At 68.4% G+C, this 15,001-nt stretch carries 14 protein-coding genes; 2 read left to right on the top strand and 12 right to left on the bottom strand.

Annotated elements, in window-relative coordinates:
* Nucleotides 1-8: 8 nt before the first annotated feature.
* The gene (locus ACZYW1_RS11900) at nucleotides 9-1,286 is read right to left on the bottom strand and encodes an MFS transporter (protein WP_463785976.1); all 1,278 of its coding nucleotides are present in this window, start codon (nucleotides 1,284-1,286) and stop codon (nucleotides 9-11) included.
* Between the two features lie 145 nt (nucleotides 1,287-1,431).
* Between ACZYW1_RS11900 and ACZYW1_RS11895 the strand changes: the two genes are divergently transcribed.
* Nucleotides 1,432-2,037 (top strand): YqgE/AlgH family protein, encoded by a 606-nt coding sequence (locus ACZYW1_RS11895; protein WP_463785975.1) that lies wholly within the window; start codon nucleotides 1,432-1,434, stop codon nucleotides 2,035-2,037.
* A gap of 5 nt (nucleotides 2,038-2,042) precedes the next feature.
* On the opposite strand, the gene ACZYW1_RS11890 is transcribed toward ACZYW1_RS11895, so the two are convergent.
* The 3 genes from ACZYW1_RS11890 to ACZYW1_RS11880 are packed head-to-tail and all read right to left on the bottom strand — an operon-like array spanning nucleotide 2,043 to nucleotide 4,388.
* Entirely contained in the window at nucleotides 2,043-3,038 is a 996-nt protein-coding gene (locus ACZYW1_RS11890) for a bile acid:sodium symporter family protein (protein WP_463787805.1), read from the bottom strand.
* 15 nt (nucleotides 3,039-3,053) lie between these two features.
* A complete protein-coding gene (locus ACZYW1_RS11885) occupies nucleotides 3,054-3,395 on the bottom strand; it encodes a hypothetical protein (protein WP_463785974.1) in 342 nt (113 codons plus the stop codon).
* Nucleotides 3,396-3,440: 45 nt separating this feature from the next.
* Complete coding sequence (locus tag ACZYW1_RS11880) at nucleotides 3,441-4,388, bottom strand: LpqN/LpqT family lipoprotein (RefSeq protein ID WP_463785973.1); 948 nt, start codon at nucleotides 4,386-4,388, stop codon at nucleotides 3,441-3,443.
* Between the two features lie 207 nt (nucleotides 4,389-4,595).
* Here ACZYW1_RS11880 and leuS point away from each other — a divergent pair, with 207 nt between their 5' ends.
* On the top strand, nucleotides 4,596-7,439 hold the full coding sequence (gene leuS / locus ACZYW1_RS11875) for a leucine--tRNA ligase (RefSeq protein WP_463785971.1): 2,844 nt from the start codon (nucleotides 4,596-4,598) through the stop codon (nucleotides 7,437-7,439).
* Between the two features lie 85 nt (nucleotides 7,440-7,524).
* Here leuS and ACZYW1_RS11870 read toward each other — a convergent pair whose 3' ends face one another.
* The 8 genes from ACZYW1_RS11870 to ACZYW1_RS11835 are packed head-to-tail and all read right to left on the bottom strand — an operon-like array spanning nucleotide 7,525 to nucleotide 15,001.
* Nucleotides 7,525-8,193: an SDR family oxidoreductase gene (locus tag ACZYW1_RS11870; protein WP_463785970.1), complete on the bottom strand. Its 669-nt coding sequence runs from the start codon at nucleotides 8,191-8,193 to the stop codon at nucleotides 7,525-7,527.
* Nucleotides 8,194-8,250: 57 nt separating this feature from the next.
* The gene (locus ACZYW1_RS11865) at nucleotides 8,251-8,760 is read right to left on the bottom strand and encodes a MarR family winged helix-turn-helix transcriptional regulator (RefSeq protein WP_463785969.1); all 510 of its coding nucleotides are present in this window, start codon (nucleotides 8,758-8,760) and stop codon (nucleotides 8,251-8,253) included.
* 54 nt (nucleotides 8,761-8,814) lie between these two features.
* A complete protein-coding gene (locus ACZYW1_RS11860) occupies nucleotides 8,815-9,546 on the bottom strand; it encodes an amino acid ABC transporter ATP-binding protein (RefSeq protein WP_463785968.1) in 732 nt (243 codons plus the stop codon).
* Nucleotides 9,543-11,306 carry an ABC transporter substrate-binding protein/permease gene (locus ACZYW1_RS11855; protein ID WP_463785967.1) on the bottom strand — a complete coding sequence of 588 codons (1,764 nt, stop codon included), beginning with the start codon at nucleotides 11,304-11,306 and terminating at the stop codon, nucleotides 9,543-9,545. The genes ACZYW1_RS11860 and ACZYW1_RS11855 overlap by 4 nt, the downstream gene beginning before the upstream one ends.
* On the bottom strand, nucleotides 11,303-12,088 hold the full coding sequence (locus tag ACZYW1_RS11850; RefSeq protein WP_463785966.1) for an LLM class F420-dependent oxidoreductase: 786 nt from the start codon (nucleotides 12,086-12,088) through the stop codon (nucleotides 11,303-11,305). The genes ACZYW1_RS11855 and ACZYW1_RS11850 overlap by 4 nt, the downstream gene beginning before the upstream one ends.
* 28 nt (nucleotides 12,089-12,116) lie before the next feature.
* Complete coding sequence (locus tag ACZYW1_RS11845) at nucleotides 12,117-13,016, bottom strand: alpha/beta fold hydrolase (RefSeq protein WP_463785965.1); 900 nt, start codon at nucleotides 13,014-13,016, stop codon at nucleotides 12,117-12,119.
* Nucleotides 13,017-13,027: 11 nt separating this feature from the next.
* Nucleotides 13,028-14,230: a DUF1214 domain-containing protein gene (locus ACZYW1_RS11840; protein WP_463785964.1), complete on the bottom strand. Its 1,203-nt coding sequence runs from the start codon at nucleotides 14,228-14,230 to the stop codon at nucleotides 13,028-13,030.
* Nucleotides 14,231-15,001 carry a sugar phosphate isomerase/epimerase family protein gene (locus ACZYW1_RS11835; protein ID WP_463785963.1) on the bottom strand — a complete coding sequence of 257 codons (771 nt, stop codon included), beginning with the start codon at nucleotides 14,999-15,001 and terminating at the stop codon, nucleotides 14,231-14,233.

The raw sequence follows: 15,001 nt of genomic DNA, 5'->3' as shown, positions 1-15,001 counted from the left end.
TGCGTACCTTAACGATTCGCCGCGCGCCCCACGACACTGTGCGCCGCCAGACCACCCAGGTAGACGATGCTGCCCGCCACCACCAGCGCGGGGGTGTGGCCGTCGGCGGGGGTGAAGCAGGCCGCCGCGGTGATCGCCGCCAGGAACGCCACCCAGAACAGCGAATCCTGAACGGCGAACACGTGTCCGCGCAGCGCGTCGTCGACGTCGATCTGGATCGCGGTGTCGGCGCACAACTTGATCACCTGGCCGAGGCCGCCGAGCAGGAACCCGCCCGGCACCAGCACCCACAGCTGCAGGCCGACCCCGACCAGTTCGACGACGGCGGCGATCGCCAGCGCGCCGTTGACCGTGGCGTAGCGGCCCCAGCGCCGTACCGCCGGCGGCGTCACCACATTCGCCAGAAAGGATCCGAACCCGGCCGCGGCAACGAACAACATCGCGTCGCCGAGCGCAGTCACCGCGGCCGCGTTGTGGCCGCGCACCAGCAGCAGCACCAGCAGCGAGTTGATGCCGAACACCATCCGGTGCGCGGCCAGGCCGGCCAGCGTGGCCGTCACGGTGGGCCGATCCAGCACGGTCCGTACCCCGTGCAACCAGCCGGTGACGACGGCGTAGGCGACCGAGCCGTGGATCGCGCGCCGGGTGTCGTCGGGACCCAGCACGTGTTCGGCGAACCGCAGCGAATACAGCAGCGCGATCGACAGCGGGATGACGACCAGCAGGATCACCGACGCCGAACCGCTGTCCCCGGAGCCGAACAACGCGCGCGGCACCAGCATGAAGTTGGCCCCCAGGAACGCCGCGACCGCGCCGATCGCCGACGCCACCGAGTTCATCGTGACGACTTGCTCGCGCGGCACCACGTGCGGCAGCGCCGCGGAGAGCCCCGACGCGACGAAGCGGGCCAGGCCGTTGACGATCAGTGCGCCGCACAGCACGAACAAGTCGCGGGCGCCCAGCGCCAGACAGATGCCCACGATGCCCACCGACACCAACCGGCCGATGTTGGCCGACACCAACACCAGCCGACGGTCCCAGCGGTCCATCAGTGCGCCCGCAAACGGGCCGAGCAGTGAGTACGGCAGGAACAGGACCGCGAATGCCCCGGCGATGGCCAACGGGCTCGAGGCGCGCTCGGGATTGAACAGCAGCGCTCCCGCCAGGCCGGCCTGGAAGAGGCCGTCGCCGAACTGGCTTGCCAGCCGCAGTTTCAGCAGTCGCTTGAAGTCGGGCAGCGCGCGCACCGAACGCCAGACGGCCACCGGCGCACGCGGAGGAGTCACGGAACCTGCTTCCCAACTGGCCCGGCGGTTACGGGGCCGGTGGCTATCGGACCGGATATCGGGCGCCGGTTACAAGCCTACAAATTCTCGAGCACCGCGGCTCCGGTTGACCACAGCTGTCGAACCCGGATGCCATGATGGACGGGTGGCCCAGCCCGAAGACCCGGAGGATTTCATCGCCCCTGCCGCACACCGCGTGCGGGCAGGGACGTTGCTTCTGGCCAACACGGACCTGCTCGAGCCCACCTTCCGGCGCAGCGTGATCTACATCGTCGAGCACAACGACGGGGGCACCCTGGGCGTCGTGCTCAACCGGCCCAGTGAGACCGCGGTCTACAACGTGCTGCCGCAGTGGGCCAAGCTGGCGGCCAAGCCGAAGACGATGTTCATCGGTGGACCGGTCAAGCGGGACGCCGCGCTGTGCCTTGCGGTGCTGCGGGTCGGCGCCGTCGGTGAGGAGATCCCCGGTTTGCGCCATGTGGCCGGCCGAATGGCGATGGTCGACCTGGACGCCGACCCCGATGTGATCGCCCCGGCGGTGGAGGGTGTCCGGATTTTCGCCGGCTACTCCGGCTGGACGATCGGTCAGCTCGAAGGCGAGATCGAGCGCGACGACTGGATTGTGTTGTCGGCGTTGCCCTCTGACGTTCTGGTGGAGCCCAGGGTGGACCTGTGGGGCCGGGTGCTGCGGCGCCAGCCCCAGCCGCTGTCGATGCTGGCCACGCACCCGATCGACGTCAGCCGCAACTAGTCGGACTAGGCAGTCGCGGCGGCGGGTTCGTCGTCGAGGGCGTCGCGAGAGAATCTGCTCGCGATCACCGAGCACACGATCAGCTGGATCTGGTGAAAGATCATCAGCGGCAACATGATCACACCGACGGTAGCGGCGGGGAAGAACACCAGCGCCATCGGAAGCCCGGACGCCAGACTCTTCTTCGAGCCGCAGAACAGCAACACGATGCGGTCGCCGCGATTCAGCCCGACCAGCCGGCCGGCGAACCAGGTCAAGGCCAGCACCAACGTCAGCAGCAGCGCATTGACGACGGCGACGACCAGCAGTTTCCACGGGTCCACGCTGGCCCAGATGTGCTCCACCATGCCCATCGAGAACGCGATGTAGACGACCAGCAGGATCGATCCCCGGTCGACGATCTTGGTCAGCGTCGCGTGCCGGACCACCCAGTCGGCGATCCACGGCCGCATCAGCTGACCCGCCACGAAGGGCAGCAGCAGTTGCACCAGTACGTCGCGCACCGCGGTGGCGTCCATCCGGGCCCCGCCGCTGGTGTTCATCAGCAGCACGACCAGCAACGGGGTCAGGGCGATCCCGACGATGTTGGAAAGCGACGCGCTGACCAGTGCGGCCGACACGTTGCCCCGCGCGATCGAGGTGAACGCGATCGAGGACTGCACGGTCGACGGGACCAGGCACAAAAACAGCAACCCGTTGTACAGGTCCTGGTTCAGCAGCCAGGGCACCAACCCTTTGCACGCCAGTCCGAGCAGCGGGAAGACGACGAAGGTGGTGGCCAGCACCAGCAGGTGCAGGTGCCAACGCTTCACACCCTGCCAGGCCTGCTGAGGCGAGAGCCGAGCGCCGTAGAGCCAAAAAAGAAGTGCGATAACGACTTTGGCGGCTACCGACATGAAGTCGGCGAACTCGCCACGGGCCGGGAACAGCGCGGCCAGCGCGACCGTGACGGCCATGGCCAGCAGGAAAGTGTCGATCGGCAGCGCCGACAGCTTCTTCAGCACGTGAGCCGCCGGTCAGTGGCAGGTCAGCGCGCAGCCGGCACAGGCTCCGGCGCAACTCGCCGGCGCCGACTCATGGCGCAGCGCATAGCGGGCGGTCTGGTACGACCCGGCGACGACGGTCCCGATCGCGCCGACGATGCAGACGCAGACAACGGTCAACGCGGTGGCCGGCGGCGCGGCCAGGGCCACGGCTCCGGCGGCGGCCAGCATGGCCGCGGCGGCCAACTGCGGCGGGGCGACCGAACGCATCAGGAGGTCGGTGGTGCTGGTGACGGCGGGACGGGTCAGCGACCGCAATCCCAGGACGGCCAGGACTGCGGCGACGCATGCGCACAGCACACCCGTGATGAGCATGGGGACACCATACGAGGCGCCCGGATCCGGTGCAGCGTCCGGTTGTCAGTGCGCCAGTGCCTGCGGCGGCACCGCGGCCGGAGCCGGAATGGCCGGGGGTGCGGGCGCGGGTTGCGGCGCGGGGGCTGCTTGCGGAACCGCCGGGGCCGGTGCCGGCGGGGCGGCGTGCGCGGACCCGGGCGGGCCGGCCCGGAAGCCGTTGACGATTCCGTCGGTGGCCTGCGCCTCCCCGACGGTCGCCCCGGCCGCGGTGGTCACGGCCAGCGAGACCAGGTACTTGTCGGGTCCGGAGTTGACGATGACGTGGCGGCGCGAGGTGTTCAGGGTCATCTCGTTCTGCCGGTAGGTGCCCTCGATGATCGACGACGCGCATCCGTTGTAGTCGGCCAGCGAGGCGTTGGTTGGGCGCCAGGCGGGCAGCTGCTGGCTTTCGACGTAGCCGTGCGAGATCGCCTCATGCGGATCGAAATCCCCGACCAGCCGGTAGACCACGAGCTGCGCGTTCGGGGTGTAGAGGCTCGGACTGCGGCGGTTGGCGGTCACGACGAAGGCATCCGGCACGTTCGGGTCGGGCACCTGGGTCCAGCCCTGCGGCATCGGCAGCACGAGGTCGAGTGCACTGAATCCCGGGGCCTTCTGCGGCTCCATCGTGACGCCCTTGCTGGTGAAGAAGTCGCGCAAGGTTCCGGTGGGAGCGGGCATCAGTGCCGGCGGGACGGCCGCCTGCGGCGCGGGGGCGGGGGCGACGGGAACGCCGGCGGCAGCCGGGGGGAGCGGGGCCGCTTGCGGCGCCATGCCGGGCATCACGTTGCCGAGCGCACCGGGGGTCGCGGCGATCGGCTGCGGGGCCGGGGCGGGAATCGGCGCCGGGACGGGCCGGGGCGGGAAGACCGGATCGGCCGACGCGGTGGGTGCGGCGAGGCTCAGCACGCCGGCCGCGCCGACGGCCAGACCCGCGACCGTTGCTCGCCAGCTACGGGACAAGTGCTTCATCAGGGTCGGTCCTTCCGAGGTGGTGCGGCGCGTCTGTCAAGCCAGTCGAAGTCGCAGAAAAAGACTGTAACCAGGGACAAGTAGCCCTATCCAGCACCGGGATCGAGCTGCAACACACCTGGGATAAACCCCTGACCGGTCCGCAATGCAACCGAGACCGTCGGTGGTCGGCGGGTCGCTCGACGTCCTCCTTATAACCTGTTGAGCGTGACCGACTCCGACCCCGACGCGCCGCGGTACCGCTACACCGCGGACCTGGCCGGCCGCATCGAACAGACCTGGCAGGACACCTGGACCCGGCTGGGGACCTTCAACGTGCCCAACCCGGTCGGCTCGCTGGCGCCGACGGACGGCTCACCGGTGCCTGACGACAAGATGTTCGTCCAGGACATGTTCCCGTATCCGTCGGGCGAGGGACTGCACGTCGGCCACCCGCTCGGCTACATCGCCACCGACGTCTATGCCCGCTACTTCCGGATGCTCGGCCGTAATGTGCTGCACGCGTTGGGTTTCGATGCCTTCGGCCTGCCCGCCGAGCAGTACGCCGTGCAGACCGGCACCCACCCGCGCACCCGTACCGAGGCCAACATCGTCAACTTCCGGCGACAGCTGGGCCGGTTGGGCTTCGGGCACGACAACCGGCGCAGCTTCTCCACCACCGACGTCGACTTCTACAAGTGGACGCAGTGGATCTTCCTGCAGATCTACAACGCCTGGTTCGACACCGCCGCAGGCCGGGCCCGTCCGATCGCCGAACTGGTCGCCGAATTCGATTCCGGTGCACGCCAACTCGATGACGGACAGGTGTGGTCGGCGCTGTCGGCGGGCGAGCGCGCCGATGTGATCGACAGCCACCGGCTGGTCTACCGGTCCGACTCGATGGTCAACTGGTGTCCGGGCCTGGGCACGGTGCTGGCCAACGAAGAGGTCACCTCCGACGGCCGCAGCGAGCGGGGCAACTTCCCGGTGTTCCGGAAACGGCTGCGGCAGTGGATGATGCGGATCACCGCCTACTCCGACCGACTGCTCGACGATCTCGAGGCGCTGGACTGGCCGGAGAAGGTCAAGACCATGCAGCGCAACTGGATCGGCCGGTCCACCGGCGCGGCCGCGCTGTTCGCGTCGCAGGCGGGCGACCTCGAGGTGTTCACCACCCGGCCCGACACCCTCTTCGGCGCAACCTATTTGGTGCTGGCGCCCGAGCACGAACTGGTCGACCGGTTGGTCACGGCGCAGTGGCCGGACGGGGTCGACCCGCATTGGACCTACGGCGCCGACACGCCGCTGCAGGCCGTTGCCGCCTACCGGCAGGCGATCGCCGCGAAGTCCGACCTGGAGCGGCAGGAGAACAAGACCAAGACCGGCGTCTTCCTGGGCGCGTACGCGACCAACCCGGCGAACGGTGAACAAGTTCCGGTGTTCATCGCCGACTACGTGCTGGCCGGTTACGGCACCGGGGCCATCATGGCGGTGCCGGGCCACGACCAGCGCGACTGGGAGTTCGCTCAGCAGTTCGGTCTGCCGATCGTCGAAGTCATTGCCGGCGGCGATGTTTCGCTTGAGGCATACTCCGGTGACGGGATCCTGGTGAACTCGGACTACCTCAACGGATTCGACGTGGCGGCCGCGAAGGAGGCCATCACCGAGCGACTGGAATCCGAGGGCCGCGGCCGGGCCCGCATCGAATACCGATTGCGCGACTGGCTTTTCGCGCGGCAACGTTACTGGGGCGAGCCGTTCCCGATCGTCTACGACTCCGACGGCCGCGCCCATGCTCTCGACGACGCGGCGCTGCCGGTCGAGTTGCCGGATGTGCCGGACTACGCGCCGGTGCTCTTCGATCCCGACGACGCGGGCAGTGAGCCGTCACCGCCGCTGGGTAAGGCAACCGACTGGGTCAACGTCGAGCTGGATCTCGGTGACGGGCTGAAGCCGTACACCCGCGACACCAACGTCATGCCGCAATGGGCCGGCAGCTCCTGGTACGAGCTGCGCTACACCGACCCGTTCAACGCAGAGCGGTTCTGCGGCAAGGAGAACGAGGCCTACTGGATGGGGCCCCGGCCCGCCGAGCACGGGCCCGGTGACCCCGGCGGCGTCGACATGTACGTCGGCGGAGCCGAGCACGCCGTGCTGCACCTGCTCTACTGCCGGTTCTGGCACAAGGTGCTCTACGACCTCGGCCACGTCAGTTCCCGGGAGCCGTACCGGCGGCTGGTCAACCAGGGTTACATCCAGGCCTTCGCCTACACCGATGCCCGGGGCGCCTACGTGCCGGCCGCCGAGGTCGTCGAGCGGGACGGCGGGTTCTTCTACCCGGGCCCGGACGGGGAGATCGAGGTCTTCCAGGAATTCGGCAAGATCGGCAAGAGCCTGAAGAACTCGATCTCACCGGACGAGATGTGCGACGACTATGGCGCCGACACCCTGCGGGTGTACGAGATGTCGATGGGCCCGATCGAGGCGTCCCGCCCCTGGGCCACCAAGGATGTCGTTGGCGCCCAACGCTTTCTGCAGCGGGTCTGGCGTCTGGTGGTCGACGAGAGCACCGGTGAGGTCCGCGCGGGCGACGGTGACCTCGACACCGACACGTTGCGGCTACTACACCGCACCATCGCCGGGGTGTCGGAAGACTTTGCGGCACTGCGCAACAACACCGCGGTGGCCAAGCTGATCGAATACACCAATCACCTGACCAAACAGCATCGCGACTCGGTGCCTCGTGCCGCGGCCGAGCCGCTGGTGCTGATGCTGGCGCCGGTGGCTCCGCACCTCGCCGAGGAACTGTGGAAGCGCCTCGGCCACGCCGATTCGCTTGCGCACGGCCCGTTTCCGGTGGCCGACCCGGCGTACCTGGTCGACGACACGGTCGAGTACCCGGTGCAGGTCAACGGCAAGGTGCGCGGCCGAATCACGGTGTCCGCCAATGCTGATCGCGACGCGGTCGAGGCCGCGGCGCTGGCGGACGACAAGGTGCACGCTTTCCTGGCCGGCGGCGTTCCGAAAAAGGTGATCGTGGTCCCCGGCAAGATGGTCAACCTCGTCGTCTAGTCCGCCTAGTCCGAAGGCGACTGTGCAGGTTGTGGCTACGAAATCGCCTCACTGCCACGCATATGCCGCACAGTCGGCGCCGACGTCAACCGCGCGGCCGCAAGATCACCTCGTGCAGGTGCCCATCCGGCGGCGTGGCCACCGCCTGCGCGACCGCGGCCGCGACGGTGTCCGCGCGCAGGAACTTGGCGGCGTCGTAATCGCCACCCTCGTAGGACACCAGCTCGTGCTGCATGTCGGTGTCCGTGCGACCGGGGTAGACGGTCGTGACCCGAAGGTCTGGCTCGCTGAGTCGCAGCGAATCGGCGAAGGCGCGCAGCGCGAACTTGCTCGCCGAGTACGACGCCATGTTCTCCGACGCCTTGCGACCCGACCCGGAGTTGATGAACACCACCTGGCCCGCACCCTTGCGCAGCGCCGGCAGCAAGGCCAGGGTAACGGCAACGGCACCAACGACATTGACCTCGAAGGTGGTCCGCCATTCCTCGACGGTCGACTCCGCGATCTTCCCGGGCAGCGACACTCCGGCGTTGTGCACCAGCACGTCGAGCTCGCCGATGGCGGCGGTGGCGGACTGGATGCTGTCGGCGTCCGTCACGTCCAACGGCAGCGGCGTGGCGCCGAGCCGATCGGCGGTGGACTGCAGCGCGGGCGAGGGCCGTCCGGCCAGTAACAGGGTGTGAGTGGGTGCCAGGGCGTCGGCGATGGCAGCGCCGATTCCGCGGCTGGCACCGGTGATCAAGGCAGTCCGCATGTCCGCCAGCTTACGGGCGTCGGGTCTTACCCGGACAAACCCAAGCGTGACAACGGTTTACGAGGTGGCGTCGCCGTTGGACGAGGCGGCCGGAGTGGCCACCGCCTCGCTGGCGGCGAGCCGCTCCAGCGGTGCCAGCGCCTTGGTCAACGCATCGAGCTCGGGGCCGTTCAGTTGGCTCAGCAAGGAGACGAGTGCGGTGAGCCGGTTGCTCAGCGACTCGCGGTGAACCGCCAGGCCCCGCGGCGTGATGTCGACGAGCACGGCACGCAGGTCGGAGGGGTCGCGCGAACGCTTGACCAGGCCGACCTTCTCCAGCCGCCGGATCGCCACCGTGGTGGTGGGCGTGCGGACCCGCTCGTGGGCGGCCAGGTCGGTCATCCGGATCGGGCCGCGGTCGAGCAGGGTCACCAGGATCGACAACTGCGCCAACGTCAGGTCCTGGGCTGTTTCCTTGCCGGCGCTCGGATCGCCACGACGCAGGATGGAGAACAGCTTGGAAAGCGTACGGTGAAGTCCCTCCGCCAGCTCAGTGAGCTCCGGAACGGTGGCTTCAGTTTCCGCCATAGTTCGACAGTCTAACCTGTCCGCACTTCAGCGGCCCACAATTGGGTTTTGCTGTCACAGGACCTGTGACAAGAAGCGCTGCAGACGTTCGGTAGCTGCGGCCTCGAAGATCTGTGCCGGCGGCCCGGTCTCCACCACCTGACCGTTGTCCATGAACACGACCGTGTCGGATGTCGACCGCGCGAACGCCATTTCGTGCGTGACCACCAGCATCGTCATGCCGTCGGAGCCCAGATCGGCGATCAACGCCAGGATCCCTTTGACCAGTTCGGGATCCAGCGCCGAGGTGGCCTCGTCGAAGAGCATCACCTGGGGAGTCATGGCCAACGCCCGCGCTATCGCGACGCGCTGCTGCTGACCCCCCGACAGGGCGCCGGGCCGGCTCTGCGCCTTGTGTTTCATGCCCACCCGATCCAGCTGGGCCAGCGCCGATTCGCGGGCCTGCTCACCGGAGAGGCGTTTGAGCTTGCGCGGCGCCAGCATCACGTTGTCGAGCACGCTGAGATGCGGGAACAGGTTGAAGTGCTGGAACACCATCCCGACCCGCTGCCGCACCCGGTCGGGATCGTCGGCCAGCACGGACTGGCCGTCGAGCAGGATGTCGCCCTGATCAGGCTCGTGCAGTCGGTTCAGGGTGCGCAGCAGAGTGGACTTCCCGGATCCGGACGGGCCGATCACCGCGACGGTCTTGCCGGCGGGCGCGGCGATGTCGACCCCGCGCAGCACCTGATTGTGACCGAAAGCGAGATGAATTGCCTTGCCCGCCAACGCTACCGACCCGGTCATGTCATCTCCTGAGTCGTGACCAACGCCGGCTCGGTCGCGGGCCGGCCGTGCCGCAGCCGGTGGTCGACGACGTTGACCAGGTGGGTCAGCGGGATGGTCAGGATCAGATAGAAGGCGCCCGCGGCGACCAGCGGCGACAGGCTGCCGGTCTGCGCGTTCAGGTCGCGGCCGACCTGGAACAGTTCACGCTGGCCGGCGATCAGGCCCAGGAAGTACACCAGCGCGGATCCTTTCAGCAGCGCGATGAACTGGTTGACCAGTGCGGGCAGCACCCGGCGGATGCCCTGCGGAATCACGATCATCCGCATCGAGGCGCGGTAACTCAGGCCCAGCGCGCGGGCCGCGTCCAATTGACCGGCCTCGATGCTCTGGATGCCCGAACGGAAGATCTCGCCGACGTACGCCGCCGCGGTCAGCCCCAGCGCGGCGATGCCCAGCGGATAGGGGTTGTTGTTGGTCAGGCCACCGACGATCGGACCGATGCCGAGTCCGATCAGCAGGATGATCACCACCTCGGGCAGGCCGCGGAAGATGTCGGTGTAGATCCGCGCCGGCCAGCGCAACCAGCGGGTGCGCGAGATGCTGGCGACCGCCAGCGCCATGCCGACCACGAGCCCGATCACGCCGGAGCTGACCGTCAGGAACAGGGTGTTCGGCAGGCCCGTCGTCACCATCGCCGGGATCGCCTGCTTGTAGAGGTCCCAGTCGAAGAACGAGTCCCGCAACTGCATCAGCGTCGACTTGGGCGGGGCCGCCTCGTCGATGGTGCGGTGATTGCGGTCGGCGATCCTCGCGAAGTCCGGAAGGTGCGGCGTCAGAGCCGATCTCGACCCTGGATGCCAGCCGCGCGGCAGCGGCCGCGGAACCCAGTCGGTGTACAGCTGCGACCACGTGCCGTCGGCGATCACGGCGTCCAGGCCGGCGTTGAGCGCGGCGATCAGCGGCTGGTTGTCCTTGGACACCGCGTAGGCCACGAAGTTGCCCAGGCCGAAGGTGTAGCCGGCGATCGAGGCGCTGTCCCCGGGCCGCATCACGTTGGTGGCTTCCATCGCCGGGGCCACCCAGGCGTCGACCTGGTGGGTCTTGACGCTGGTGTACACGGTGGTGAAGTCGGGAAACTTCACCGGCTCGATGTGCAGGGTGTCGACGACGTAAGCCTCTTCGACGGTGCCCTGAACCACGCCGATCCGCTGGCCGGCGGCGAGGTCGTCGAAGCTGTCCAGCGGCGAGCCGGACGGCACGATCAGCGACAGGTAGCCGAAGTCGTAGCCGTTGGTGAAACCGACTGTGCGACGCCGTGCTTCGGTGGCCATGATCGACGACGAGCCGACGTCGAAGCGCCGGGCCGCGACCTGAGCGAGCAGGCCGGAGAATTCGGTGCCGGAGAACACGACCTGTAGGCCCAGCTTGGCGGCGATCGCCCGCAGCAGTTCGTTGTCGTAGCCGGTGTAGCGCCCCGAGCCGTCCAGGCAGCTGGTCGGCGGCCCGCCCGGCTGGGTGCCGACGATCAGCGTCCCGGGGGTGCGCAGACCCAGCGCGTTGACGTTGACCGAGCTGAGCGGTTCGACGTCGGCGGTGGTGTATTTGTCCTCACGCGGACGGTTGGCGGCGGCCAACTTCCGCGGTAGCGCGATCGCGCCTTCTTTACCGACCGGTTTGCAGAGGTTGTTGTCAGCGCCGGCGGGTGCGCAGGGAGCCAGGGAGTAGGTCAGCAGAATCGTGGTCAGCAGCGCCGCCAGTTTCGCCGCGCCGACTCTCATGCCTGGTCACGCCACCGGCACAGCGCCTCGGCGTCGCTCAGGTCGTAATCGGGTCCGTTGACGCCGATGGTCAGCAGCGTCACGCCTAGGGCGGCGAGCCCCTCGGCATCCTCGAGCGGGGTCTTCTCGCTGACGCCGGCGGAGCGTTCGATCGCGTCGGGCTCGCGACCGACCGCCCGGCAGTGCTCGGCCAGTATCTCGGCGGCCTGCGGGTAGCTCTCGACGGTGGTGAAGCCGTGCCAGATGTCGGCGTGCTCGGCGACCAGGCGCAACGTCTTCTTCGGGCCTTTACCGCCGATCAGCAGCGGGATGTCGCGGGTCGGCGCCGGGTTGAGCTTCGCCAGCCGGTCGCTGATCCGGGGAAGCGCGGCGCCCAGCTCGTCCAGCCGTCCGCCGGCGGTGCCGAACTCGTAGCCGTATTCCTCGTAATCCCGGTCTTTCCAGCCCGATCCGATGCCCAGGATCAGCCGGCCGCCGGAGATGTGGTCGACGGTGCGGGCCATGTCGGCGAGCAGTTCGGGGTTGCGGTAGGAGTTGCAGGTGACCAGCGCGCCGAGCTCGATGCGGGAGGTCTGCTCGGCCCAGGCGCCGAGCATGGTCCAGCATTCGAAGTGCGCGCCGTCCGGGTCGCCGTACAGCGGGAAGAAGTGGTCCCAGTTGAAGGCGATGTCGACGCCGATGTCCTCACATCGGCGCACCGCATCACGCAGGTTGCCGTAGTCGGGGGAGTGCTGAGGCTGCAACTGGACGCCGATGCGGATCGGCCGGGCGGACGAAGTCATGCCCCCCACGGTAGGCGGGTGGGCGCAACTAGCCCGCGAGCACGCCGCGCAGGATCTCGATCAACACCCGCGGCTGGTCGCTCTGCACCGAGTGACCTGCATTCTCGACGATCTGAATGCCCTGGAACTGCTGCGCGCGACGGGCCAGCTCCTCGGCGTCCTCATCGGAGACGAACGGCGATGAGCCGCCGCGCACCAACCGCACCGGCGCCGACAGCCCCGCGAAGTCCTCCCACAGGCCTTCGAAGTCGGGGATCTTGCGGATGTTGTCGTACCGCCAGGTCCAGGTGCCGTCATCGAGCCGGCGCGAGTTGTGAAAGACGCCGCGCCGCAACGATTTCCGATCGCGGTGCGGCGCCGCGGCGGTGGTCACCTCCAGGATCGCGTCGAAGCTGGGGAAGGTGCGTTCGCCGGCCACCAGGGCGACCGTGCCCTGCTGTTCGGTGGTCATCTCCGCGTAGCGGCGCAGCGCCGACGGGGTGACGTCGACCAGGACGAGCTCGCGAACCAGCTGCGGTGCAATCGCGGCCAGCCCGATCGCGGTCAGCCCACCCAGCGACATGCCGACCACCAGTTCGGCGTCCGGGGCCAGCTCGTCGATCACCGGCCGCACCGCGGCCGCGTTGTTCTGCGGCGAGTAGTCGCCGTCTTCACGCCATGCCGAATGACCGTGGCCGGGCAGGTCTACCGCCAGCGCGGGCACGCCGAGCCCGACGATCACGGTGTCCCAGGTGTGGGCGTTCTGCCCGCCACCGTGGAAGAACACCACCCGCGGCGGGTCTTCGCCCCATTGCAGCGCGCTGATGTCGCCCGCCTCGATCCGGCGTACCGACGGCAGCGGTCCGCTGACACCGGCCTGCTCGGCGTTCTCCGCCAGCAGGCCGAATTCGGAGAGGCCCAGTAGCTCGTCGTCGGAGATCTCGGTCATGACTCCTGACACTAAAGGACGTAGCGGCGGCGAATGCCGCGGAACCGTTCCCACATCGCTTCGGTCCGCTCGGTCTCGGTGACCATCGCGGTGTCGGGCGGTAGGACGCCGGACACGTCGTCGTGGGCGACCACCCGGGTGTCGAGCACCGCGGGGTGGCCTTCGAGCATGTGGCGATAGGTCAGGTTGCCGCGCTCGAATCCCTGGGTGTCCAGCCAGTTCTGCACGCCGGGGTCCCGGTGCGCCATCACCAGCCGGATTCTTCCGTCGGCGTCGACGGCGGCGCGGCTCGGCGTGTAGCTCACCGGCCGGTAGAGGTAGTCCATGCTGTTGAAGAAGACCCCCATGTTGGTCAGCATCCACAGTCCATCGTGGGCGTCGAACTCGACGATCAGCGCTTCGGCGGGACCCAGCTCCCAATACATGTTGGCCGCGGCTCGTCCGCGTTTGGCGTCGGCGTCGTTGGCGTCGACCCGCGGGAAGGTGTTCGGGCTGGCGGCGTCCACGCCGCCGTAGGTGAACGGGAACTCCGGCCAATCCGACATCAGGCCCGTGACGAAGTCACCCGCCCAGTCCATCGCTTCGACCATCACCTCCGGGGTGGGCAGCGGCTTGGGGCCGGCCATGTCGATCCGTTCGATCCGGATCTGCGCCGGAATTTCATCCCAGCGGTCGAATCCCTGGCGGACGAACAGCTTTCGCGACTCCGCCGTTGTCGGCAGCCAGTTACCGGCACGCTCGGGGCCGCCGATGTACAGCTCGAACTGTCCGTCGTCGCCGACCTCCAGCTGGGTGATGTTGGCTTCCGGTGTGTCGCCGAAGGGCTCGTGCAGCACCCCGGGTCCGGGTGTGCGACGGCCTTGCACGGTGACGTTGAAGAATCGCGCGGTGCCGCGACTGCCCGTCAGCCGATACGCCGACCGGCCGTCGATCCAGGCCTGCTGGTAGGTGAAGTCGCCGCAGTCACCGCCGAGCTTGCGGGTCGGGCCGCAGAACGTGTGCAACGCGGGGTAGTGGGCGTCGCGGGTCTCCAGCGCCAGATCGAAGGCCTGGCCCAGGTTTTGGGTGAGAAATCGGAAAGCGTCGACGCGCTGGGCGCCCGATGTGGCGTTGGCGTCTTTGAAGACCTGGTCGCCGGCGTCGCGGAGTTGCCCGCAGAACGCGGTCCATGCGGCGCGCAGCGCGGCGTCGTCGGGACCATCGCCGAACGCCATCTACCCCGCACCCAACGTGTCGAGCATTGACCCGACGACCGCGCATGCGCGACGGGCGGCGGCGAGCCGGCCCTCTTCCTCGATGCGCGGCCCGATCAGCTCCACGTCGAACCCGTGCGGATAGCCACCCTGAAGTGCTTGGCCCACAAGCGATTCAATCGGGATGACGCCGTCGCCGGGCACCGCGCGACCGGGCAGCGACCGATCGCCGAGCACGTAATCGCTGAGCTGGATCAGCCGGGTGCGCGGCAATGCCCGGCGCAGTTGCTCCTCGACGTCGCCCTCGGCCCAGCAGTGGAACACGTCGATGCAGATGTCCAGGCCGCTCATCTCGGCCAGGGCGACAGTGTCGCGAAGCGTGTGCGCGATATGCAGGTCCGCGTACAGACTCGACGCGTTCTCGATCGCCAGCGCCACACCGGCATCCTGCGCGCGCTTCAGGCACGGTGCAACCCTTTCGCAGAAGCGTTCCGCCGCTTGGGGCCAGGTGAGGTCGCCGCGGCCGCCGGTGAGCATGTACACCGTGGCGGCCGCGACGTTCGCGGCGGCGTCGATCACCCGGTTCAGCGCGGCTTCCTCGGCGAACAGGTGGTAGACGGCCTCGACGGAGTAGCCCCTGCGCTGCAACACCTTTGGGAAGCGAGGATCGAGTAGCTCGGTGTCGAGGATGCTCAGCCGGGCGATGCCGAGGTCGGTCCAGTATTGCTCGAGCTCGGCCGGCGCCGCGCCGTAGAAGGTGACGTTGTGCACGGACAGCAACTCGTGCGTCAC

This window comes from Mycobacterium sp. IDUB_36, from assembly GCF_055419225.1.
Note: the sequence above shows the minus strand (reverse complement) of the source record. Positions and strands in the feature narration are given on the sequence as shown.

What these genes read in the sequence shown, in the direction of transcription:
- ACZYW1_RS11885 (WP_463785974.1), bottom strand. Translation starts at nt 3,395, where the DNA reads ATGCTCATCACGGGTGTGCTGTGCGCATGCGTCGCCGCAGTCCTGGCC.
- ACZYW1_RS11880 (WP_463785973.1), bottom strand. Translation starts at nt 4,388, where the DNA reads ATGAAGCACTTGTCCCGTAGCTGGCGAGCAACGGTCGCGGGTCTGGCC.
- ACZYW1_RS11870 (WP_463785970.1), bottom strand. Translation starts at nt 8,193, where the DNA reads ATGCGGACTGCCTTGATCACCGGTGCCAGCCGCGGAATCGGCGCTGCC.
- ACZYW1_RS11865 (WP_463785969.1), bottom strand. Translation starts at nt 8,760, where the DNA reads ATGGCGGAAACTGAAGCCACCGTTCCGGAGCTCACTGAGCTGGCGGAG.
- ACZYW1_RS11860 (WP_463785968.1), bottom strand. Translation starts at nt 9,546, where the DNA reads ATGACCGGGTCGGTAGCGTTGGCGGGCAAGGCAATTCATCTCGCTTTC.
- ACZYW1_RS11855 (WP_463785967.1), bottom strand. Translation starts at nt 11,306, where the DNA reads ATGAGAGTCGGCGCGGCGAAACTGGCGGCGCTGCTGACCACGATTCTG.
- ACZYW1_RS11850 (WP_463785966.1), bottom strand. Translation starts at nt 12,088, where the DNA reads ATGACTTCGTCCGCCCGGCCGATCCGCATCGGCGTCCAGTTGCAGCCT.
- ACZYW1_RS11845 (WP_463785965.1), bottom strand. Translation starts at nt 13,016, where the DNA reads ATGACCGAGATCTCCGACGACGAGCTACTGGGCCTCTCCGAATTCGGC.
- ACZYW1_RS11840 (WP_463785964.1), bottom strand. Translation starts at nt 14,230, where the DNA reads ATGGCGTTCGGCGATGGTCCCGACGACGCCGCGCTGCGCGCCGCATGG.